Source organism: Nocardiopsis gilva YIM 90087 (assembly GCF_002263495.1).
GTDB classification, from domain to species: domain Bacteria; phylum Actinomycetota; class Actinomycetes; order Streptosporangiales; family Streptosporangiaceae; genus Nocardiopsis_C; species Nocardiopsis_C gilva.
This window is the reverse complement of record NZ_CP022753.1, coordinates 4,694,750-4,716,466: the sequence shown is the minus strand read 5'-3', so window position 1 is coordinate 4,716,466 and position 21,717 is coordinate 4,694,750. Positions and strand designations below refer to the sequence as shown.

Sequence of the window (21,717 nt, the reverse complement as noted above, 5' to 3'; positions counted from 1 at the left end):
ATGCTGCTGGCCACTGATACGGGACAAAGCCTGTACCACCCTCTCCTTATGCTGATCGGTCTACTGGCCACAATTGCGCTGCTTATTTTGGCTGGCCTAACCAGGAGGAGGAATAAGCACCGGAATAAGTGGCGACACCGATCTGTCGGGCTCTTCGCCGGAGCGACGGCCTGCTACACCTACGGCTTGCTGCGCACTTTCAGACTGGAGACCGGATATCACAACTGTACCTATGAGCGGTACGGGCAATTCGATGGGTTCAGGCTTCCTGAGTTGGTTTCATCCACGGACAGCCTGTTTCCGATCAGTTCAGTGTGCTCCTGGAAAGATGGCGTGACTATTGATATCGTCCCTTGGTACGTGAATCCGGCATTAATAGCATTCCTTGCGGCTGCCACCGCATGTGCAGCGACGGCGGTTTATCAGGGCCGCAATGGTCGACACATGCGCACGGACAAAGAGAACAACATATGACAGAAATATCACGGCGTATAGCACTGAAGCGTGGCGCAGGATTGATAGGAACCAGTGCTGTTATCGCACTGGGCGGAACCTCGCTGTTAGCCTCACCCGCTGCGGCGGCCGACTCGGAGTACGATAAGCACAAGAAAGCCATCGACGAGGCGCAGAAGAAGCAGCGAGAGATCCGCACCGGCAGGCCCAGCGCCAACGGTTGGGAGATGGAGAATGCCACTGACAAGGGCGGTTCAGTGTGGACACGCCCAGTTCCCGCCACAGAATTCGACATCGCGACCCGTATCGGCGAGGTGGAGGCCGTGCTCGTGCACGTCGTGCAGCGCTTCCACTATGAGATCGACACTCTCCGCGCCGGTGACGTCATCGGCTGGCAGGACCCTAATCAGGTGAACACCAAGCTTCCGGAGAGCAACCAGGCATCCGGAACCGCCGTCGCCATTCGCCCCGGCTCCTACCCTCCAGGCGTGCGCGGCGGATTCTTCCCTCACGAGAAGATCGTCGTCCGCGACATCCTCGCCGAGCTGGGAGGTGTCGTCCGGTGGGGCGGCGACGACACGAAGCCCTACGAGGCCCTCTTCTACATCGATGTACCGCCGGACGACCATCGTCTTGCCAACATCGCGGCCGACGTTCAAAGCAGTCGCAAAGAGCCGGGCTCTGGGGCAGGCACCCCTGGGCGCGTGACTTCCGACTAGCGCCGTAAGACTGCGAAGGATTACAGACACGTCAGTAAAATGCGTGGGGCATCCGTAGTGATGATGGGGGCGTAGCTGCCTACTGCGCACCCTTGTGAATTCCGAGAAGAAGTTGGGCCGGTACTCGGCGGGAGTGCAGCGCCAGTACACCGGCACCGCCGGCAAGATCACCAACTGCCGGATCAGGTGGTCTGCTCTTCAGCCAATCCCGACAACCATCGGGTGCTAGTGGACCGGGAGCTGTATGTGCCCGTCTCCTGGTTCTCCGAGGCGGACCGGCTCGCCGACGCCGGAATTTCTGAGGGGGCGGGACCATCTCCGACCTGGCCTGGCGGATAATTGGACGATTCGCCGACGATGTGCTGCTGACCTTCGCCTGAATCACCGCCGGCGGGCCCCGGTCCCAGACCGCCCACAACCGCTCCTGACTCGGCGCTTTGGGGCACCTCGCGGAGCCCAGTCGCCTCCTCCCACCGGAGCGCGCCATGTCCAACCGGATCCAGTGCCGCAGAAAAACAAGCACCCGTGCTTGTTTTTCTTTCCCGGGGCTGCGACCCTCGTGCCCATGAGCGTGACGCCCACGACACCGCTGCGGGTCGGCAACGCCTCCGGGTTCTATGGGGACCGCTTCTCCGCGATGCGGGAGATGCTGCAGGATGGTCCGCTGGACGTCCTCACCGGTGACTACCTCGCCGAGCTCACCATGCTCATCCTGGGCCGCGACCGGCTGAAGGACCCCGAGCGCGGATACGCGCGCACGTTCTTGCGGCAGATGGAGGACTGCCTTGGGCTCGCGGCCGACCGGGGGGTCGCGGTCGTGGCCAACGCCGGTGGGCTGAACCCTGCGGGGCTCGCCGATCGGCTGCGTGACCTCGCCGCGCGGCTCGGTGTCGATGTGCGCGTCGCTCACGTCGAAGGCGACGACCTGCTTTCCCGCGCCGCCGAGCTCGACCTCGGGCGTCCGCTGACCGCCAACGCCTACCTCGGAGCCTGGGGCATCGCCGAGGCCCTGCGTGCCGGGGCCGACGTCGTGGTGACCGGCCGCGTGACCGACGCCGCCCTCGCCGTGGGACCCGCCGCCGCGCACTTCGGCTGGGCGCGCGACGACTACGACGCGCTGGGCGGAGCCGTCGTCGCCGGGCACATCATCGAGTGCGGTGCCCAGGCCACGGGCGGCAACTACGCCTTCTTCACCGAACTCGCGGCGGCGGGGCACGATCTCACGCACCCCGGCTTCCCCATCGCCGAAATCCACCACGACGGGTCGGCGGTCATCACCAAGCACGACGGCACCGGTGGCGCGGTCACCGTCGGGACCGTCACGGCGCAGCTCGTCTACGAGGTCGCCGGAGCGCGCTACCTCGGGCCCGATGTCACGGCACGGCTCGACACCGTCCGGCTCACGCAGGACGGGCCGGACCGCGTCGGCGTCTCCGGGGTGCGGGGAGAGGCCCCGCCGCCCGACCTCAAGATCGGGCTGAACAGCATGTCCGGGTTCCGCAACGACATGACGCTCGTGCTCACCGGCCTCGACATCGACGCCAAGGCCGACCTCGCCGAGCGGCAGGTGCGGGCCGCCCTTTCGGGCCGGGAACCCGCGTTTCTGGAGTTCCGCCGCTCCTACCCGCCGCGTCTGAGCGGCTCCCCCGCCCTCGACCCCAGCACGCACGCCTGGCGACGCCTCGGAGGTTCGGGGGATCCCGACTCCCCCGCGCAGGAGGGAGCCACCGTCCACCTGCACATCGAGGCCGCCGACCCCGACCCGCGCAAGGTGGGCCGATCCTTCGGCGCCGCCGCCGTCGAACTCGCGCTGGCGAGCTTTCCCGGCTTCCACGCGACCGCGCCTCCCGGCGACGCCCGCCCCGATGGTGTCGGCTTCAGCGCCGCCTACCGCCCGGCGTCCGCCGTCCCGCACACCGCCGTGCTGCCCGACGGCACCCGCGTCGACGTGCCCCCACCAGAGGACACCGCGGTGCTCACCCCCGTCCCCGAACCCCCACCGCCCGACCCCTGGCCGCCCGGACCCACCCGCCGCGCCCCGCTGGGCCGTATCGCCGGGGCGCGGAGCGGTGACAAGGGCTCCGACGCCAACCTCGGTGTCTGGGTGCGCGGCGAGGACGAGTGGCGGTGGCTCGTGCACACCCTCACGGTGGACGAACTGAAGCGGTTGCTGCCCGAGACCGCTCGGCTGCCGGTGACCCGCCACGTGCTGCCGGGGCTGCGGGCCGTGAACTTCGTGATCGAGCGGCTGCTGGGCGGCGGGGCGGGATCGGGGACTCGGTCGGATCCGCAGGCCAAAGGGCTGGGCGAGTGGTTGCGTGGCCGGTCCATGGACATTCCGGAGGCGTTCCTGTCATGACCGTGCTCCGCTCGCGGCTGGACCCCGACGATCCCGCCTTTGCCGATAATCGCGCGTCGATGCTGGCCAAGATCGACGAGGTCGAGGCCGAGCACGCCAAGGCGCTCGCCGGCGGCGGCCCGACCTACGTCGACCGGCACCGTGCCCGCGGCAAGCTGCTGGCCCGCGAGCGCATCGAGCTGCTGCTCGACCCCGACTCCCCGTTCCTCGAACTGTCGCCGCTCGCGGCCTGGGGGAGCGACTATCCGGTCGGCGCCAGCGTCGTCACCGGAGTCGGGGTCGTCGAGGGCGTCGAATGCGTCGTCATCGCCAACGACCCCACCGTGCGCGGCGGTGCCTCCAACCCGTGGACCGGGAAAAAGACCCTGCGCGCCATGGAGATCGCCGAGCAGAACCGGCTGCCGCTGATCAACCTGGTCGAGTCCGGCGGCGCCGACCTCCCCGGCCAGAAGGAGATCTTCATTCCCGGCGGACGGCTCTTCCGCGACCTCACGCGCTTCTCCGCCGCCGGGATCCCCACGCTCGCCGTGGTCTTCGGCAACTCCACCGCCGGAGGCGCCTACGTGCCCGGCATGAGCGACCACGTGGTCATGGTCCGCGAACGCTCCAAGGTCTTCCTCGGCGGACCCCCGCTGGTGAAGATGGCGACGGGGGAGGAGAGCGACGACGAGTCGCTCGGCGGGGCCGACATGCACGCCCGCGTCTCCGGGCTCGCCGACCACCTCGCCGCCGACGAGCACGACGCCATCCGCATCGGACGCGGCATCATCGCCCGCCTCAACCACACCAAACCCGGTCCCGCGCCCACCGCCGCCCGCGACCCCCGCCACGACCCCGCGGAACTTCTTGGCATCGTCCCCGACGACCTGCGGATCCCCTTCGACCCGCGCGAGGTGATCGCCCGCGTCGTCGACGACTCCGACTTCGACGAGTTCAAGCCCGCCTACGGCAGCGGCCTGGCCACCGGCTGGGCGCGCCTCCACGGCTATCCGGTGGGTGTGCTCGCCAACGCCCAGGGCGTGCTGTTCAGCGAGGAGTCGCAGAAAGCCGCCCAGTTCATCCAGCTCGCCAACCAGGCCGACACCCCGCTGATCTTCCTGCACAACACCACCGGCTACATGGTCGGCCGCGACTACGAGCAGGGCGGCATCATCAAGCACGGCGCGATGATGATCAACGCAGTCTCCAACAGCACCGTCCCCCACCTGTCCGTGCTCCTCGGCGCCTCCTACGGCGCCGGGCACTACGGCATGTGCGGCCGCGCCTACGACCCCCGATTCCTGTTCGCCTGGCCCAGTGCGAAGGCGGCCGTCATGGGCCCGCGGCAGCTCGCCGGGGTGCTGTCGATCGTGGCGCGGCAGTCCGCCGCCGCCAAGGGCCGCGACTACACCGAGGAGCAGGACGCCGCCATGCGCGAGATGGTCGAGAACCAGATCGAGGCGGAATCGCTGCCGCTGTTCCTGTCCGGCCGGGTCTACGACGACGGCGTCATCGACCCGCGCGACACCCGGACCGTGCTCGGCCTGTGCCTGTCGGCCGTGCACAACGCCCCGGTGCGCGGCGTGCGCGGCGGCTTCGGCGTCTTTCGGATGTGAGCGATGTCAGAAGGGGAACGGCCCACGTGATCACCACCCTGCTCGTCGCCAATCGGGGCGAGATCGCCCGGCGGGTCCTGCGCACCTGTCGCGCCCTGGGCATCGGCACCGTCGCGGTGTACTCGGATGCTGACGCTGCCGCCCACGCCCCGCACGTCCACGAGGCCGACGCCGCCGTGCGGCTGCCCGGGAACACGCCCGCCGACACCTACCTCAACGGCCCGGCACTCGTCGCGGCCGCCGAACGCGCCGGAGCCGACGCCGTCCACCCCGGCTACGGCTTCCTCTCGGAGAACGCCGGGTTCGCCCGCGACGTGCGCACGGCGGGACTGACGTGGGTGGGGCCGCCGCCCCAGGCGATCGAGGACATGGGCTCCAAGATCCGCGCCAAGGAGATCGCGCGGCGGGCCGGCGTGCCCGCTGCCGCCGCGATGGCCCCCGACGAGGTCACCACCGCCGACCTCCCGGTGCTCATCAAGGCGTCCGCCGGAGGCGGCGGGCGGGGCATGCGGATCGTGCGCGCGCTCGACGCGCTGCCCGCCGAAGCCGGGGCGGCGTGCGCCGAGGCCGCCGCCGCGTTCGGCGACCCGGCGGTGTTCTGCGAGCGCTACCTGGAACGCGGGCGCCACATCGAGGTGCAGCTGCTCGCCGACACCCACGGCACGGTGTGGGCCGTGGGCGAACGCGACTGCTCCCTGCAGCGCCGCCACCAGAAGGTCGTCGAGGAGTCGCCCGCACCGGGCATCCCCGACGAGCTGCGCGAGCGGCTGCACGAGGCCGCCCGGCGGATGGCCGCCGCCATCGGCTACACCGGCGCCGGGACCGCCGAGTTCCTCGTGGACGCCGACGGCACGCCCGCATTCCTGGAGATGAACACCCGGTTGCAGGTCGAGCACCCCGTCACCGAGTGCGTGACCGGCCTGGACCTGGTCGAGTGGCAGCTGCGGATCGCCGAGGGGGAGGCGCTGCCTCCGGAGGGGCCGCCGTCCCCGCGCGGCCACGCCATCGAGGCGCGCCTGTACGCCGAGGACCCGCAGCACGACTGGCGGCCCTCGGGCGGCACGATCGAGGCGTTCGAGATCCCCGGAGCCGCCGCCGAGTTCGGCGCGCTGACGGCCCACGGGATCCGCGTGGACAGCGGAGCGGTAGCCGGGAGCACGATCGGCGTCGACTACGACCCCATGCTCGCCAAGGTGATCGCCTGGGGCGCGCACCGGGGCGACGCCGCCCGCAGGCTGGCCGCCGCACTGGCCCGCGCCCGCCTGCACGGCGTCGGCACCAACCGCGACCTCCTCGTCCGCGTGCTGCGTCACCCCGCCTTCCACACCGGTGACGTGCACACGCGGTTCCTGACCGGGGCGGGCGCCGACGGGCAGGGGCCGGGAGCCCTGGCCCGCCCGCTGGCCGACCCCGCGACCGAGCGCCTCGCGGCCCTGGCCGCCGCACTGGCCGACACCGCCGCCAACCGCCGCGCCGCTCACGTTCTGGGCGGCCTGCCCGCCGCATGGCGTAACCTGCCCTCCCAACCGCAGGTCAAGCGGTACCGAAGCGGGTCAGGGACGGAGTTCGAGGTCGCCTACCGGTGCACCCGCGACGGCCGTTTCCAGCCCGCTGACCTTGACGGTGTGCGCGTGGAGCGGGCCGCGCCGGAGGAGGTCGTGCTGGAGGTCGACGGAGTGCGCCGGACGTTCACCGTCGCCGCCTACGGACCCGACGGGCCGACCTGCGTCGACTCCCCGCTGGGAGCGGTGACGCTGCGACCGCTCTCCCGCTTCCCCGAACCCGGCGTCGATATCGCGCCGGGCACGCTTCTCGCCCCCATGCCCGGGACCGTCGGCAGGATCGCGGTCGCCGTCGGGCAGCCGGTGAGCGCGGACCAGCCGCTGATGTGGCTGGAGGCGATGAAGATGGAGCACCGCATCACCGCCCCGGCCGCCGGGACCGTCACCGACCTGCCGGTCTCCCCGGGGCAGCGCGTGGACGCCGGCGCGGCGCTCGCCGTGGTCGACGCGGATGGTTCGGCCGCAGACGGCAGCGAGGAGGACCGCAGCGGCGATGCGCCCGCAGCTCGTCGGCCCGACGCACACGACAGCAGAGCAGGTGGAGCCGTTGACCTCTCGTCTGGCTGACGTGCCGTGGTCCACCTTCCCGCGGGTGGGGCCTTCGGCCGTACCGGCTGGTGTCGGCCCGCTCCGGAGGCGCGGTGTGGCGTGCCATGGCCAGGTTCCGTACGAGGGTGTCCAGGTTGACTCCACCCTGGCTGTTGAGGGGCGTGCACCCCCGATCGCAGCCGTGGGCGAACGGCGGTCGGCCGGTTGCGCTCCGGCGGCCGGTGATGCGCGGTGGCGCGCCCTGCTCCGCAGGAAGTCCGATTCGTCCCCGCGAGAGCGGGGGCTTGGAGGTAGTCGATGAGCTTTGTTGAACCGGCCGAGCGCGCGGAGCTGCGGGCGGCCGTCGCCGGGCTCGCCGGAAAGTACGGCGCCGAGTACTACCGCGCCCGCGCCAAGGAGGGCGCCTACCTCACCGAGCTGTGGGCCGAGGCCGGACGCCTCGGCTACCTCGGTGTCAACGTGCCCGAAGCCTACGGGGGCGGAGGCGGCGGGATCAGCGACCTCGCCGCCGTCCTGGAGGAGCTGAGCGCGGCGGGGTGTCCCACCCTGATGATGGTCGTCTCCCCGGCGATCTGCGGCACCGTCCTGGCCCGATTCGGCACCCCCGCCCAGCGGGAGCGCTGGCTGCCCGGCATCGCCTCCGGCGAGACCATCGTGGCCTTCGCCATCACCGAGCCCGACGCCGGGTCCAACGCGCACCGCCTCACCACCACCGGGCGGCGCGACGGCGACGACTGGGTGCTCAACGGGCGCAAGACCTTCATCTCCGGGGTGGATGTCGCCGACGCCGTCCTCGTCGTCGGCCGCACCGAGGACGCGCGCACCGGCAGGCTGAAGCCCGCGCTGTTCCTGGTTCCCACCGACGCCCCCGGCTTCGAGGCCCGCCCGATCGAGATGGACCTCGTCAGCCCCGACCACCAGTTCGCGCTCTTCCTCGACGACGTCCGGCTGCCCGGCGACGCGCTGCTGGGCGACCCCGACACCGGGCTGCAACAGCTGTTCGCCGGGCTCAACCCCGAGCGCATCATGGGCGCCGCGCTCGCCACCGGATCGGCCCGCAACGCGCTGGACCGCGCGGTGGCCTACGCCAACGAGCGCGCGGTCTGGGGTACCCCCATCGGCGCCCACCAGGGGTTGGCCCACCCCTTGGCGCAGGTCAAGGTGGAGCTGGAACTCGCCCGGCTGATGACGCGGAAGGCCGCGTTCCTCTACGACACCGGAGACGACGCGGGCGCCGGCGAGTGCGCCAACATGGCCAAGTACGCGGCCGGGGAGGTCTGCGCCCGCGCCGTCGACCAGGCCGTGCAGACGCTTGGCGGCAACGGCTTGGCGAGCGAGTACGGCCTCGGCGCCGCGATCGCCTCCTCCCGGCTGGGCCGGATCGCCCCGGTGAGTCGGGAGATGATCCTCAACTACGTGGCGCAGCACTCGCTCGGCCTGCCGAAGTCGTACTGAGGACGCCGCGGGCGAGCGGTAGGCCGCAGGAATCGGCCCCTGTGGCCCACAGATCGGGTCCGCGTGACAACGGACGCCCTCCAGCGTCCGCATCGCCCGGTATCACCTGGGAAAACGACGGCTGCTTCGCAGAACCGCGGCCGCTGCGCCCGTGTACATTTTGCTGCAGGTCGGATGGGGGATCTGAGGGGGATCGCATCGAGCTCGAAACGGCGGCGCCGGGCCGGGAACCGCGTCAGGACCGCAGCCGCGCCACCCGCCGGCGGCTCCTGGAGGCGGCCGTGGAGTGCCTGTCCGATGTCGGCTTCTCCGGGGCCACCGTGGGTGTCGTGGCCAAGCGCGCCGGGGTGTCGCGGGGCGCGGCCCAGCACCACTTCCGCACCCGCGAGGACCTGCTCACCGCCGCGCTGCTGCACATGAGCGAGAACCGGCTGGCCGAGCTGCGCCGTCGCGCCGCCGATCTGCCCGACGGCGCCGCCCGCACCGGGGCCGTGGTCGAGATGCTCATCGACGCCTACACCGGACCGGAGTTCTCCGCCGCCCTCCAACTTTGGGCGGCCGCCGCCAATGATCCGCGGCTGCGCTCCCAGGTCATCCCGCTGGAGGAACACGTCGGACGCGAGGCGCACCGCGCCGCCGTCGACCTGCTCGGCGCCGACGAGACCGCCCCCGGCGTGCGGGAGGCCGTGCAGGCCACCCTCGACCTCGCACGCGGCCTGGGGCTGGCCAGCCTCCTGACCGACGACGAACCGCGGCGGCGCCGCGTCGTCGGCCAGTGGACCCGGATGCTCGAAGAGACCCTTCGTTGATCTCGGAGATATTGGGGCCTCGCGGGCGATTTTGACCCCAATATCTCCGAGATCAACGGAAGGCTGGGCGGGATATGACTTTCGGTCTCCCTTAACCCGGTGCGCACACGGGTAAGTGCCTCGCGACGCGTCCCTACGCGCACTCGATCTGGGGGACAGCATGACCGACGCGAGTACGGCGCCGAGCCGGGAACCACTGGGACGGGACGAACTGCGCGGGGTCGACCTCTACTGGCGGGCCGCGAACTATCTCTCGGTCGGGCAGATCTACCTGCTCGACAACCCGCTGCTGTGGGAGCCCCTGCGCCCCGAGCACATCAAGCCCCGCCTGCTCGGACACTGGGGCACGACGCCCGGCCTGTCCTTCCTCTACGCCCACCTGTCGCGGCAGGTGAAGCTCCGCGACATCGACATGATCTGGATCGTCGGCCCGGGGCACGGCGGCCCCGCCGCCGTCGCCACCGCGTGGCTCGACGGCACCTTCAGCGAGATCTACCCGGACGTCACCCAGGACGTCGAAGGCATGCGCCGCCTGTTCACGCAGTTCTCCTTCCCGGGCGGGGTGCCCAGCCACGTCGCGCCGGAAGTGCCCGGGTCCATCCACGAGGGCGGCGAACTGGGGTACGCGCTCTCGCACGCCTACGGCGCGGCCCTGGACAACCCCGACCTGATCGTGGCGGCGATCGTCGGTGACGGTGAGGCCGAGACCGGGCCGCTGGCCGGAAGCTGGCTGGCCAACCGCTTCGTCGACCCGGTCCATGACGGCACGGTGCTGCCGATCCTGCACCTCAACGGGTACAAGATCGCCAGCCCCACGGTGCTGGCCCGCATCCCCGAAGGCGACCTGGTCTCGATGCTGGAGGGGTACGGTTACCGGCCCTACATCGTCTCGGGCGACGAACCCGAGGCCATGCACCAGCAGCTGGCGGCCACCCTCGACACGGTCCTCGGCGAGATCGGCGCCATCCGCCGCCGGGTCCGCGAGGAGGGGGACACCGGACCGGTCCGCTGGCCGATGATCGTCTTCCGCACGCCCAAGGGGTGGACCGGCCCGTCCCTGGTCGACGGCCAGCAGGTCGAGGGCACGTGGCGGTCGCACCAGGTCCCCCTCGCCGCGGTCCGGGACAACCCCGAACACCTCCGGCTGCTGGAGAACTGGCTGCGCTCGTATGATCCCGAGGAGCTGTTCGACTTCAACGGGACGCCGAACCCTGAGACCATCGCGCCAGTCCCCGCGGGCTCCCGCCGGATCAGCGCCAACCCGCACGCCAACGGCGGGCTGCTGCTCAAGGACCTGTCCCTGCCCGACTACCGGCGGCACGCGGTCGACGTCCCGGCACCCGCCGTCCGGAGCGTCGGCGCCACCGGTGTGCTCGGCGGCTTCCTGCGCGACGTCATGCGCAGCAACCCGACCACCTTCCGGATCATGGGACCCGACGAGACGGCGTCGAACCGGCTCGGCGCGGTGTTCGACGCCACCGACCGCACGTGGGGGCTGGAGACCGAGCCGACCGACGAGCACCTCGCCCCCGACGGCCGCGTGATGGAGGTGCTCAGCGAGCACCTGTGCCAGGGCTGGCTGGAGGGCTACCTGCTAACCGGGCGGCACGGCCTGTTCAACAGCTACGAGGCGTTCGTGCACATCGTGGACTCGATGTTCAACCAGCACGCCAAATGGCTCAAGATCACCCGCGGTCTGCCCTGGCGCCGTCCGATCGCCTCGCTCAACTACCTGCTCAGCTCGCACGTGTGGCGCCAGGACCACAACGGGTTCAGCCACCAGGACCCCGGCTTCCTCGACCACGTGGTCAACAAGAAGCCCGAGATCATCCGCGTCTACCTGCCGCCGGACGCCAACACGCTGCTGCACACCGTCGACCGCTGCCTGCGCATGCGCGACACCGTCAACGTGGTCGTCGCGGGCAAGCAGCCCGCGCTCACCTACCTCTCCATGGAGGAGGCCATCGCCCACTGCACACGCGGCGCGGGAATCTGGGAGTGGGCCAGCACGGACGTCGGCAGGGCGCCCGACGTGGTGCTGGCGTGCGCGGGCGACGTCCCCACGCTGGAGACGCTCGGTGCGGCGCGGTTGCTCCGCCAGCACCTGCCCCAGCTCAAGGTGCGGGTGGTCAACATCGTCGACCTGATGCGGCTGGTCCCGGCCGAGGAGCACCCGCACGGGCTCTCCGAGAGCGACTTCGACACGCTCTTCACCGCGGACAGGCCGATCATCTTCGCGTTCCACGGCTACCCGTGGCTGATCCACCGGCTCACCTACCGCCGCAGCGGGCACGACAACCTGCACGTCCGCGGCTACAAGGAGGAGGGCAGCACCACCACGCCCTTCGACATGGTGCTCCGCAACGACCTCGACCGCTTCCACCTGGTCATCGACGTCATCGACCGCATCCCCGGACTCGCGGTGCGCGCCGCGCACCTGCGCCAGCGCATGCAGGACGAACGGCTGCGCTGCCACGACTACGCGCGCGAGCACGGCGAGGACCCGCCGGACATCCGGGACTGGACCTGGTCGTCCTGACCCGCCCGGCGGCCGCTGGCCTCAGCGCCGCAGCGCACCGCCCAGCGACGCCGCACGCTGCTGGGTGTCCTGCCGGGCGGCCTCCGCGCCCAGTGCGATGGGGGCCGCCAGCCACTCGTCGAGCAGCCCGAACCCCTCGACGAGGTCGACGGCGTGCGGCCGCAGGCCCTGGCACAGCGCGTTCACCGCCTGGGTGACCGCCTTGGCGCGCGAGGCCGAGAGCCGCTCGTGCTCCAGGAACCAGGCGCGGTCCTCCTCCACGATCGACAGCACGTACAGGTCGCACAACCGGTCCAGCAGGACCCGGGTGCCGCCCTCCGGGCAGCGGTCGATCGCCGCGACGAACGCCTCCAGGACCACCCGGTCGACGTGTGCGCGCCCGGCCGCCAGCACGTGGTCCTGGGCGTTGTTGAACACCTCGAACGCGTCGGCGTCCTCCGCCCCCGCCCGGCGCAGCCGCCGGGCCAGCCCCTCGACGATGTGCTTCTCGCGGTCCTCCAGCAGGGCGAGCTGCCAGCCCCGGTCATACAGGTCGGCCTCCTCGCCCCGCCCGGGCGCGGCGCTGACCAGGCGCTCGATCACCGAGCGCGCGGCGGTGCGCTCGATGACCGCACCGAGGAACTGCCTGGCCACCAGCCGCGCCATGGGCAGCGGGTCGAGGTCGCCGAACGCGTCCCGGTAGTCGGTGAGCAGTCCCTTGGCGACCAGCTGGAGCAGGACCGTGTTGTCGCCCTCGAACGTCGTGAAGACGTCGGTGTCGGCCTTGAGCTGGGGCAGCCGGTTCTCCGCCAGGTACCCGGCGCCGCCGCACGCCTCGCGGCAGGTCTGGATGGTGCGGGTGGCGTGCCAGGTGGCCACGGCCTTCAGCCCGGCGGCGCGCGACTCCAGCTCGCGCTGGCCGTGCTCGTCGAGCGGAGCCCGCCCGGTCTGGCTGTCGTGCAGCGCGCTGACCAGCTCCTCCTGGGCGAAGTGGAGGGCGAAGGTGCGGGCGAGCGCGGGCAGCAGGCGGCGCTGGTGGGCGAGGTAGTCCAGCAGCACGACCTCCTCGCCGGTCCCGGAGCGCTCGAACTGGCGGCGGGTGTCGGCGTAGCGCAGCGCGATGGCCAGTGCGGCCTTGGTCGCGGTCCCCGACCCGCCCGCGACGCTGATGCGGCCGCGTACCAGGGTGCCGAGCATGGTGAAGAAGCGGCGGTTGGGACTGTCGATGGGGCTGGTGTAGGTGCCGTCGCGCGCGACGGCACCGTAGCGGTCGAGCAGGGCGGTGCGGGGCACGCGCACCTGGTCGAACCAGATCCGGCCGTTGTCCACGCCGTTGAGGCCCGCCTTGGGTCCGCAGTCCTCGATACGGACGCCGGGCAGCGGCGTGCCCGACGCGTAGCGGAGGGGCACCAGCAGCGCGTGCACGCCGTGGTTCTCGCCCTGGGTGATGAGCTGGGCGAAGACCACGGCCATCCGCCCGTCGCGGGCCGCGTTGCCGATGTAGTCCTTGCGCGCCGCCTCGTCGGGCGTGTGGACCACGAACTCCTCGGTGTCGGCGTCATAGGTGGCGGTGGTGCGCAGCCGCTGCACGTCCGAGCCGTGCCCGGTCTCGGTCATCGCGAAGCAGCCGGGCAGGTCGAGGGAGATCACCCGGGGCAGGTACTCGGCGTGGTGGCGCTCGGTGCCCAGGGCCTGGATGGCGCCGCCGAACAGGCCCCACTGCACGCCGACCTTCACCATCAGCGACAGGTCGCAGACCAGCATCTCGAAGGCCACGACCGAGGCGCCCACGTCGTCGGCGCCCCCGCAGGCCGCGGGGAAGCCGTAGCCGGGCACCTCCGTCGTGGCGATCGCCGTGAGCTGGTCCATGACCCGTTCGCGGTGGTCGGCCATGCTCAGCCCGGTGACGGAGGCGAACCGGTCGCCGCGTACCTGGTCGCGGGCCTGCTGCCGGACCCGCGCCCAGCGTCCGTCCAGCAGTTCGCGCAGCACCGCGTCGTCGACCCGTGCGTTCCGGTCGGTCATGGCGTCCCCCCAGTCGTCGTCTGCACCGTGGTACCACTCTCCCGGTGTGCGGAGGTGAGCGAACACGCGGGGTGCGCCGATGACCCCGTGGGCGCGGTGCCCAGCGGCCCGCGACCGGTCAGAATCCGGGGACGGCGGCGGGGGCCGGAACCTGGGTGAAGACGTAGGCCGAGGCGGCGATGAAGAGGACGCCGACCAGGACGGCGGCCATGGCGGCCCAACGCGCCCAGGGGCGGCTGTACTCGGTGGTCAGGCCCAGGCTGAGCAGCCCGAAGAGGACGCCGATCAGGGCGGTCCCGCCGTCGCCGAGGACCATCGCCGTCACCGCGGAGGACTGGTCGGCCGCGGAGACGTTCATGAGCATCTCGGTCAGGCGGGTTCCGATGAGGGCGCCGCCGATGGCCAAGAGCGAAGCGATGGCGAACGTTTCGGCGGAGAACAGCCCGGCCGTCGGCGGCGCCAGCAGCGCGTCCTCGTCGACCGTCTCGTTCGCGTCGTGGTCCGCGGCCTCGTCGGCGTCGCGGTCGGTGGTGTCGGCCGCGGTGTCCGCGGTCTCCTCCGCGGGGGACGTGGCGTCGTCGTGCCCCTCCGGCTCTCGGGGCGTGTCATCTGGGGAGTTCGGCTTCGTATTCATCGCGGGCCAACCTATCGGCCCCGAGCCCCGACGGAAGCACAGGCGCGGCGCGTGGCGGGCGTTCGGGTAGGAACGGCCCTGGATAGCGCGGGTGATCCACAGCGGCTCCCTGGTCTCGGGGGTGGGGGAACTCCGCCAACTCGCCACCGTGTGTGACGGACATCACAATCACGACATGCACTGGTTTCCCGCGAGTGTCGGCCTCATGACGATTCGGATCCTCGGGCGCACGTTCGAGTGTCTACTCACCGGGCAGAAGAAGTGCGTACGTCTGCGATCAGGAAAAAGACCAGGAGCGAGCATGGCGTACCTTGCCAAGGACGACGTCCGCGACTACGTACACGGCATCTGTTTCAAGACCGGCCCACCCGGGCGGGTGGGAGCCGAAGCCGAATGGCTCGTCACCGACCCGCACCGCCCGGACCAGCCCGTATCCCTGAACCTGCTATCGGACCTCGTTGACGAGGCGGGACCGCCGCCCAGCGGCAGCACCGTCACCTACGAACCCGGAGGGCAGCTGGAGCTCAGCTCGCCGCCACTCCCCGGACCCGCATCCGCGCACTCGGCGCTCACCACCGACCTCACCCACATCGGCAAGCACCTGCACGACGCGGGGCTCCGCCTGGAAGGTCTCGGACTCGACCCGCGCCGACCACCCACCCAGCAGCTCAGCCTGCCCCGCTATGCCGCCATGGAGCGGTTCTTCGCCGAAGGCGGCGGGGCGTCCGGGCGCACCATGATGTGCAGCACCGCCTCACTCCAGGTCTGCGTGGACATCGGGGCCGACCCCGGCGACGCCGAACGCCGCTGGCGGTTGGCGCACGCGCTCGGCCCCCTCCTCGTCGCGGCGTTCGCCAACTCGCCCATCTGGCGGGGACGCCGCACCGGCTGGCGTTCCACGCGCTGGGTCATCTGGGCGGGAATCGACGCCTCCCGGACCCGTCCGGTCCCCGTCGGGGACCCGGTCGACTCCTGGACCCGATACGCCCTCGACGCCCAGCTGATGACCATCCGCCGCGACGACCAGCCCTGGCTGTGCTCACCCGGCATCACCTTCGCCCAGTGGCTGGACAGCGGACATCCGCGCCGACCCACGCACGACGACCTCGTCTACCACCTGAGCACGCTGTTCCCGCCGGTGCGCCCGCGCGGCCACCTCGAACTCCGGATGATCGACGCGCTTCCGGAACGGTGGTGGCCGGTGCCGCTCGCCGTCGTCGCCGCCCTGCTCGACGATCCGGCGGCGACCGCCGTCGCGATCGAGGCCACCGGCCGACTGCCGCACGGCACCGCGCCCGCGACCTGGCGCGTCGCGGCGAGCGACGCCCTCACCGACCCTGACCTGGCCTCCTGCGCCCGCGCCTGCTTCGCGGCCGCGAGTGAGGCCCTGGGCCGCATGGGCGCCGCCCGACTCGTTCCCGTCGTCGACGCCTACCGCGAACGCTACGTCGAGCGCGGCCGCTGCCCCGCGGACGACGCGCTCACTCCCGAAGGAGCGGTATGACCGAGAACCCGGACCCCACGCAGAGCGCTGACCCTTCGACGTCTACCCCGTCCACTCTCCGCGAGCGCATCGCCGCCGAACTCGACAGCGGGCGGCGGCGCAGCGAGGGGCTGACCGTCGGCGTCCTCGACGACGCCGACCTCATCGCCCAGCACTCCCCGCTGATGTCGCCGCTGGTGTGGGACTTCGCCCACGTCGGCAACTACGAGGAGCAGTGGCTGGTGCGCGCCGCGGCCGGACGCGACGCCCTGCGCCCCGACATCGACGTGCTCTACGACGCCTTCGAGAACCCGCGCGCCGAGCGGGTCACCCTGCCCCTGCTGCGTCCGCGCGAGGCCGAGGAGTACAACGCGCAGGTCCGGCGCATGGTGCTGGACTCGCTGGAGCACGTCTCCTTCGACTCCGGAACGGCGCTGCTGGACAGCGGATTCGTCTACCACATGGTCATCCAGCACGAACACCAGCACGACGAGACCATGCTCGCCACCCACCAGCTCCGCCGCGGCGACCCGGTGCTCGACGTCGGAGCGGTGCCACCGCCCGCCCTGCCGTCCGGCCCGTCGGAGGTACTGGTGGCGGGCGGGCCGTTCACCATGGGGACCGACGACGACCCCTGGGCCTACGACAACGAGCGCGGGGCGCACACCGTCGACCTCCCAGCCTTCTGGATCGACACCCGGGCCGTCACCAACGCCGCCCACATGGACTTCATCGCCGACGGCGGCTACGACGACTCCCGCTGGTGGAGCGAGGAGGGATGGGCCTGGCGCAGCCGCACCGGGAAGCACGCCCCGGCGTTCTGGCGGCGGGACGCCGGACAGTGGCTGCGCCGCCGGTTCGGGCGCGTCGAACCGGTGCCGCCGGACGAGCCGGTGCAGCACGTGTCCTTCTACGAGGCCGAGGCCCACGCCCGTTGGGCGGGCAAACGGCTGCCGACCGAGGCCGAATGGGAGAAGGCGGCCCGCCACGACCCGGCCACCGGGACCTCGCTGCGCTTCCCGTGGGGCGCCGACGAGCCCGGCCACCACCACGCCAACCTCGGCCAGCGCCTGCTGCACCCCACCCCCGCCGGAACGCACCCCGGCGGGACCGCGCCGAGCGGGGCCCAGCAGATGCTCGGCGACGTGTGGGAGTGGACCGCCTCCGACTTCACCGCCTACCCGGGCTTCCAGGCGTTCCCCTACCCCGAGTACTCCGAGGTCTTCTTCGGCGGCGACTACAAGGTGCTGCGGGGCGGCTCCTGGGCCACACACCCCACCGCGATCCGGGGCACCTTCCGCAACTGGGACCACCCCATCCGCCGCCAGATCTTCAGCGGGTTCCGCTGCGCACGCAACGCGGAGGTGGAGTGATGCCGCGATTCGCGCACCCTGCGGGCGCCGCCGCCGGGAAGGAGGGGCGCTGATGTGCCGCCACCTGGCCTACCTCGGGACGCCCACCACTCTGCACGACCTGCTCTACGCGCCGCCCTTCTCACTGGAGCGGCAGTCCTATGCCCCCCGCGCGCAGCTGCACGGCACCGTCAACGCCGACGGGTTCGGCGTGGGGTGGTACGACCCCGGCCGCGACGCGCCGCTGCGCTACCGGCGCTCCCTGCCGATCTGGGCCGACACCTCGTTCGCCGACGCCGCGCGGGTCATCCGGTCGGAATGCGTGGTGGCGGCCGTCCGCGACACCACCCCCGGCTTCGGGTCCGACGAGTCCTGTGCCCAGCCGTTCCGGGGCGACCCCGGCCGCGGTGACCCCTGGCTGTTCAGCCACAACGGCGCCGTCGACGACGATGAGGCGCTCGCCGAACGCCTCTCCCCGCCCGCGCCCTCCGGTGTGCTGGACGCCCGCACCCCCGTCGACTCCGCCCCGCTGTTCGCCCACGCGATGCGCCTGTGGCGCAAGGGGGAGGACCTGGGCCTGGCCCTGGCCGACGTGGTACGGGAGGCCCGCTCCCACTCCGGCGGCCGCTACAACCTGCTCGCCTCCGACGGGCATCGCCTCGCCGCGACCGCCGCGGGCGACTCCCTCTACACCCGGGTGCGCCCGGACGGGATGTGCATCGCCTCCGAGCCCTTCGACGACGACCCCGCCTGGCAGCGGGTCCCCGACGGATCCCTGGTCATCGCCGATCGCGACGGCGTCGACGTCACGACGATCTGAACAGACGAAAGGGGCGCCATGCTCCCGATCGAATACCACCTGACCGCCGACGACCTCGCGAAATCCCTGCGCGAGGACGTCTACGACGGCCTGACCTCCCGCCCCAAGACCCTGCCCCCGAAGTGGTTCTACGACGAGCGGGGCAGCGTCCTGTTCGAGCGGATCACCGAGCTGCCGGAGTACTACCCGACCCGCACCGAGCGGGCCATCCTGGAGCGGTACGCGGCCGACATCGCCGCCGTGACCGGGTCCGACACCCTCGTGGAGCTCGGCGCGGGCTCGGGGGAGAAGACCCGACTGCTGCTGGACGCGCTCGGGGCGGGCGGGACGCTGCGCCGGTTCGTCCCGGTCGACGTCAGCGGCGACTTCCTGCGGGACGCCGCCGCGGGCATCGCCGCGTCGTATCCCGGTGTGGACGTCCGCCCGGTCGTCGCCGACTTCGTCCGCCACCTGCACCTGCTGCCGACGGCCGGGCGACGGCTGGTGGCGATGATCGGCTCCACCATCGGCAACCTCACCCCGGCCGAACGGCTCGGCTTCCTGGCCGAGCTGCGCGGCACCCTGGCCGAGGGCGACGCGCTGCTGCTCGGGCTGGACCTGGTCAAGGCCCCTGCCCGGCTGCGCGCGGCCTACGACGACGCCCAGGGCGTGACCGCCGAGTTCAACCGCAACGTCCTGCGCGTCATCAACCGGGAACTGGACGCCGACTTCGCCCCCGATGCCTTCGCGCACGTCGCCCCGTGGGACGCCGAGGCCGAGTGGATCGAGATGCGGCTGCGCTCGACCCGCCGTCAGCGCGTTCACGTGGGCGCGCTCGACCTCGACGTCGGGTTCGCGGAGGGCGAGGAGATGCGTACCGAGATCTCCGCGAAGTTCCGCCGCGAGGGCATCGAGGGCGAACTCGCCCGGGCCGGTCTCACCCTCACGCACTGGTGGACCGACCCGGACGGTGACTTCGCCCTGCTCGTGGCCGTCCCCTAACCGGACTCGCCCGCGGGGACCCGGACGGTGCCCGGCTCCTCGGCGCGGCCGGTCGGCTGCGCGGCTCCGGCGCTCTCGCCGGGCACCGTGAGGAAACGGGTCATGACCGCGGCGATGACGTACAGCACAGCGAAGGTGACCACCACGCCGCCCGGACCGGCGGGGCCGAGCAGCAGGCTGACGACCGCCGGTCCGACGAAGGTGGCGGCTCCGGCGCCGAAGTTGAGCAGCGCCACGGCACCGCCCCGGTTCTCCGGGGCCATGGACGGCAGGAGGGCCGAGATGGGGACGAACCCGGCCAGCGTCGCGCCGTACATCGCGCCGACGATGAGCGCCAGCCAGTAGTAGTCGGCCCCGGCGGCCACCGGGACGAAGTACAGCAGCAGGGTGGTGACCGAGCAGCCCACCGCGCCGAACCAGAAGATGGTGGTGCGCCACCCCAGCCGGTCGCTGACCACCCCGAAGATCAGGTTGAAGAAGATGTTGGTGCCGAAGATGGTCGACACCAGCAGCAGCCAGCGGCCCTCACCGAAGCCGATCCGGTCGGCGAAGATCGTCGGGAAGAGCACGAGCATGCCGAACATCGGTGCGGTGTTGATGACGCGCACCAGCGTGCCCAGGCCGACCCGCGGGTTCTGCCAGGCGATGGACATGCTGGACATGAGGCTCTGCAGGGGCCGGACTCCGGGCGCGGCCAGGCGCGTGTAGCCGGTGCGTTCGCGGACGCTGAGGCAGATCAGCCCGCCCAGCGCGATGACGCCGAGGGACAGCCACAGTGTGCCGTAGTGGCCCAGGATCGGGTTGGTGAAGCTGGCGACCAGCGCGCCGAGGGTGGGCAGGCCGCCGGTGAACGCGAAGTAGAACCAGCCGACCGCGGCACCCATCCGTGCGTTCGGCGCCACCGCGGTGATCCACACCAGGAACCCGAAGGCGAACATCGGGTACCCGAATCCGCGCAGCCCGTAGAAGAGCAGCATCAGCGGGTAGTTCTCTCCGACGACGGCCACGCCGAGGAAGGCGGTGTGGAAGACCAGCCAGATCACCAGGCCGGTGATCATCACCCGGCGCGGCCCCCACAGCTGCGAGAGCGCGCCCGACAGCCATGACGCCAGCATCACGGTCACGCCGTAGGCGGTGACGACGTAGGAGGCCCGGATGTCGCCACCGGCGCCGTTGGCGGCGATGAACGGCGCGATGAACCCCGACTCGATGCCGTCGCCGATCATGAAGATCAGCAGGCCCAGGTAGCCCAGGGCGAGCGGGGCCGGAAGGCCGACGCGGTCGAGTAACCGGGCCAGCGGCGAGGGGGCGGGGGGAGTGGCTGTCGGTGGGACTGCGTTCATGTGTCCTCCAGAGTGAGACCTGGAGCACATCATGAGTGTTGTTAAGTTCACATGCAATATGTGAGATCAAATCTCCTCGATTTCTTTGCCATGCGAGCGTCTCCGGCGGTCACCCCGGGGCGGCGGCGCTCCTGGGGTGCGGCCGCGCCTCCTCGATCGGTTCATGCGGCCGCCGGTCTCCGGAGTCGGGGCCGGTGCGGTGGGGCTGCGTTCCAGTGGTGTTGTCAGCGGGCCGCGGTGGTGTGGAGAGACACGGTCACCAGGGGGCGACGTCGGTCTCGGTGTGCTGCCGCGCCTCCTCGACCAGGTCGTCGGGGCTTCCGGCGTCCACGATCAGGCGGTGGTAGTCGGACAGCGGGGCCAGCCGGTGCAGGGCCGGCCGGGGCATCTTGCTGGAGTCCATCAGCAGGACGCGGGTGCGGGCGGCACCCATCATCGCCCGCTTGACCATGACGATCTCCGGCTCCTGGTGGAAGGTCATCGACGGGGTCATGGACGAGGTGGACAGGAACACCAGGTCCACGGTGAGCCGGTCCACGGCCTCGATGCAGTCCATGCCGTTGAAGGAGTCGTGGGTGCCGAAGTAGTCCCCGCCGATGCAGATCAGCCGGATCTCCTCGGCCCGCTTGAGCACGTCGATCGCGCCGAGGTAGTTGGTGGCCACGGTGAGCGGGCCGAGGTCGGGGAGCAGGCGGGCGACCTCCAGGGCGGTGGTGGAGTCGTCGAGCATGATCGACATCCCCGGCTCGACCAGCTCCGCCGCGCGTTGGGCGATCGCCGCCTTGGCCTCCACATGCGCGGCCCGGCGGTACTCCTCGTTGCTCTCGAACACGGTGGAGGGCAGGGCGGACACCCCGCCCCGGAACTTGCGCAGCAGCCCGCGGCGGGCCAGTTCGTCGAGGTCGCGGTGGACGGTCATCAGGCTGACCCCGGTGAGTTCGACCAGCTCGGCCGCTGATGCCGAGCCCCGGCTGATGACGTAGTCGGTGATCCGCTGCTGCCGGATGGTGCGGGAACGTGCGCTGCCGCCGCTCGGCGTCTCCTTGCTCATGGGAATCAG

Annotated in this window: 16 protein-coding genes; 12 read left to right on the top strand and 4 right to left on the bottom strand. The window is 71.4% G+C overall.

What is annotated here, in order from left to right:
- The 8 genes from CDO52_RS27740 to CDO52_RS21050 all read left to right on the top strand — a co-directional run bounded on the left by CDO52_RS27740 (position 1) and on the right by CDO52_RS21050 (position 12,040).
- Positions 1–474 carry a hypothetical protein gene (locus CDO52_RS27740; protein WP_152471701.1) on the top strand — a complete coding sequence of 158 codons (474 nt, stop codon included), beginning with the start codon at positions 1–3 and terminating at the stop codon, positions 472–474.
- Complete coding sequence (locus CDO52_RS21080; protein ID WP_026125983.1) at positions 471–1,172, top strand: hypothetical protein; 702 nt, start codon at positions 471–473, stop codon at positions 1,170–1,172. The genes CDO52_RS27740 and CDO52_RS21080 overlap by 4 nt, the downstream gene beginning before the upstream one ends.
- A 565-nt stretch (positions 1,173–1,737) precedes the next feature.
- Positions 1,738–3,531 (top strand): acyclic terpene utilization AtuA family protein, encoded by a 1,794-nt coding sequence (locus CDO52_RS21075; RefSeq protein WP_026125982.1) that lies wholly within the window; start codon positions 1,738–1,740, stop codon positions 3,529–3,531.
- On the top strand, positions 3,528–5,126 hold the full coding sequence (locus tag CDO52_RS21070; RefSeq protein ID WP_017619706.1) for an acyl-CoA carboxylase subunit beta: 1,599 nt from the start codon (positions 3,528–3,530) through the stop codon (positions 5,124–5,126). Before CDO52_RS21075 ends, CDO52_RS21070 begins: the two co-directional genes overlap by 4 nt.
- Positions 5,127–5,152: 26 nt before the next feature.
- Entirely contained in the window at positions 5,153–7,255 is a 2,103-nt protein-coding gene (locus CDO52_RS21065; RefSeq protein ID WP_094932633.1) for an ATP-binding protein, read from the top strand.
- A 279-nt stretch (positions 7,256–7,534) separates the two neighbouring features.
- Positions 7,535–8,692, top strand: a complete 1,158-nt coding sequence (locus tag CDO52_RS21060; RefSeq protein ID WP_017619704.1) for an acyl-CoA dehydrogenase family protein — start codon at positions 7,535–7,537, stop codon at positions 8,690–8,692.
- A gap of 197 nt (positions 8,693–8,889) precedes the next feature.
- The gene (locus CDO52_RS21055) at positions 8,890–9,501 is read left to right on the top strand and encodes a TetR/AcrR family transcriptional regulator (RefSeq protein WP_157745734.1); all 612 of its coding nucleotides are present in this window, start codon (positions 8,890–8,892) and stop codon (positions 9,499–9,501) included.
- A 160-nt stretch (positions 9,502–9,661) separates the two neighbouring features.
- Positions 9,662–12,040, top strand: a complete 2,379-nt coding sequence (locus CDO52_RS21050) for a phosphoketolase family protein (RefSeq protein WP_017619702.1) — start codon at positions 9,662–9,664, stop codon at positions 12,038–12,040.
- Between the two features lie 21 nt (positions 12,041–12,061).
- Here CDO52_RS21050 and CDO52_RS21045 read toward each other — a convergent pair whose 3' ends face one another.
- Both CDO52_RS21045 and CDO52_RS21040 read right to left on the bottom strand, forming a co-directional pair.
- Positions 12,062–14,044 (bottom strand): acyl-CoA dehydrogenase family protein, encoded by a 1,983-nt coding sequence (locus CDO52_RS21045; RefSeq protein WP_017619701.1) that lies wholly within the window; start codon positions 14,042–14,044, stop codon positions 12,062–12,064.
- 118 nt (positions 14,045–14,162) lie between these two features.
- Positions 14,163–14,678: a hypothetical protein gene (locus CDO52_RS21040; RefSeq protein ID WP_017619700.1), complete on the bottom strand. Its 516-nt coding sequence runs from the start codon at positions 14,676–14,678 to the stop codon at positions 14,163–14,165.
- Between the two features lie 301 nt (positions 14,679–14,979).
- Here CDO52_RS21040 and egtA point away from each other — a divergent pair, with 301 nt between their 5' ends.
- The 4 genes from egtA to egtD are packed head-to-tail and all read left to right on the top strand — an operon-like array spanning position 14,980 to position 19,314.
- The gene (gene egtA / locus CDO52_RS21035; protein ID WP_017619699.1) at positions 14,980–16,182 is read left to right on the top strand and encodes an ergothioneine biosynthesis glutamate--cysteine ligase EgtA; all 1,203 of its coding nucleotides are present in this window, start codon (positions 14,980–14,982) and stop codon (positions 16,180–16,182) included.
- A complete protein-coding gene (gene egtB, locus CDO52_RS21030) occupies positions 16,179–17,534 on the top strand; it encodes an ergothioneine biosynthesis protein EgtB (protein WP_017619698.1) in 1,356 nt (451 codons plus the stop codon). Before egtA ends, egtB begins: the two co-directional genes overlap by 4 nt.
- Before the next feature lie 52 nt (positions 17,535–17,586).
- On the top strand, positions 17,587–18,333 hold the full coding sequence (gene egtC, locus CDO52_RS21025; protein ID WP_017619697.1) for an ergothioneine biosynthesis protein EgtC: 747 nt from the start codon (positions 17,587–17,589) through the stop codon (positions 18,331–18,333).
- Positions 18,334–18,351: 18 nt separating this feature from the next.
- Positions 18,352–19,314, top strand: coding sequence for an L-histidine N(alpha)-methyltransferase (egtD, locus tag CDO52_RS21020; protein WP_094932632.1), 963 nt, complete (start codon positions 18,352–18,354; stop codon positions 19,312–19,314).
- Here egtD and CDO52_RS21015 read toward each other — a convergent pair.
- A complete protein-coding gene (locus tag CDO52_RS21015) occupies positions 19,311–20,657 on the bottom strand; it encodes an MFS transporter (RefSeq protein ID WP_094932631.1) in 1,347 nt (448 codons plus the stop codon). The genes egtD and CDO52_RS21015 overlap by 4 nt on opposite strands.
- 256 nt (positions 20,658–20,913) lie before the next feature.
- Complete coding sequence (locus CDO52_RS21010; RefSeq protein WP_017619693.1) at positions 20,914–21,708, bottom strand: DeoR/GlpR family DNA-binding transcription regulator; 795 nt, start codon at positions 21,706–21,708, stop codon at positions 20,914–20,916.
- Between the last annotated feature and the right edge of the window lie 9 nt (positions 21,709–21,717).

Coding starts and splice junctions, on each gene's coding strand:
- CDO52_RS27740 (WP_152471701.1), top strand. CDS start 1: ATGCTGCTGGCCACTGATACGGGACAAAGCCTGTACCACCCTCTCCTT.
- CDO52_RS21080 (WP_026125983.1), top strand. CDS start 471: ATGACAGAAATATCACGGCGTATAGCACTGAAGCGTGGCGCAGGATTG.
- CDO52_RS21075 (WP_026125982.1), top strand. CDS start 1,738: ATGAGCGTGACGCCCACGACACCGCTGCGGGTCGGCAACGCCTCCGGG.
- CDO52_RS21070 (WP_017619706.1), top strand. CDS start 3,528: ATGACCGTGCTCCGCTCGCGGCTGGACCCCGACGATCCCGCCTTTGCC.
- CDO52_RS21060 (WP_017619704.1), top strand. CDS start 7,535: ATGAGCTTTGTTGAACCGGCCGAGCGCGCGGAGCTGCGGGCGGCCGTC.
- CDO52_RS21050 (WP_017619702.1), top strand. CDS start 9,662: ATGACCGACGCGAGTACGGCGCCGAGCCGGGAACCACTGGGACGGGAC.
- CDO52_RS21045 (WP_017619701.1), bottom strand. CDS start 14,044: ATGACCGACCGGAACGCACGGGTCGACGACGCGGTGCTGCGCGAACTG.
- CDO52_RS21040 (WP_017619700.1), bottom strand. CDS start 14,678: ATGAATACGAAGCCGAACTCCCCAGATGACACGCCCCGAGAGCCGGAG.
- egtA (WP_017619699.1), top strand. CDS start 14,980: ATGGCGTACCTTGCCAAGGACGACGTCCGCGACTACGTACACGGCATC.
- egtB (WP_017619698.1), top strand. CDS start 16,179: ATGACCGAGAACCCGGACCCCACGCAGAGCGCTGACCCTTCGACGTCT.
- egtC (WP_017619697.1), top strand. CDS start 17,587: ATGTGCCGCCACCTGGCCTACCTCGGGACGCCCACCACTCTGCACGAC.
- egtD (WP_094932632.1), top strand. CDS start 18,352: ATGCTCCCGATCGAATACCACCTGACCGCCGACGACCTCGCGAAATCC.
- CDO52_RS21015 (WP_094932631.1), bottom strand. CDS start 20,657: ATGAACGCAGTCCCACCGACAGCCACTCCCCCCGCCCCCTCGCCGCTG.
- CDO52_RS21010 (WP_017619693.1), bottom strand. CDS start 21,708: ATGAGCAAGGAGACGCCGAGCGGCGGCAGCGCACGTTCCCGCACCATC.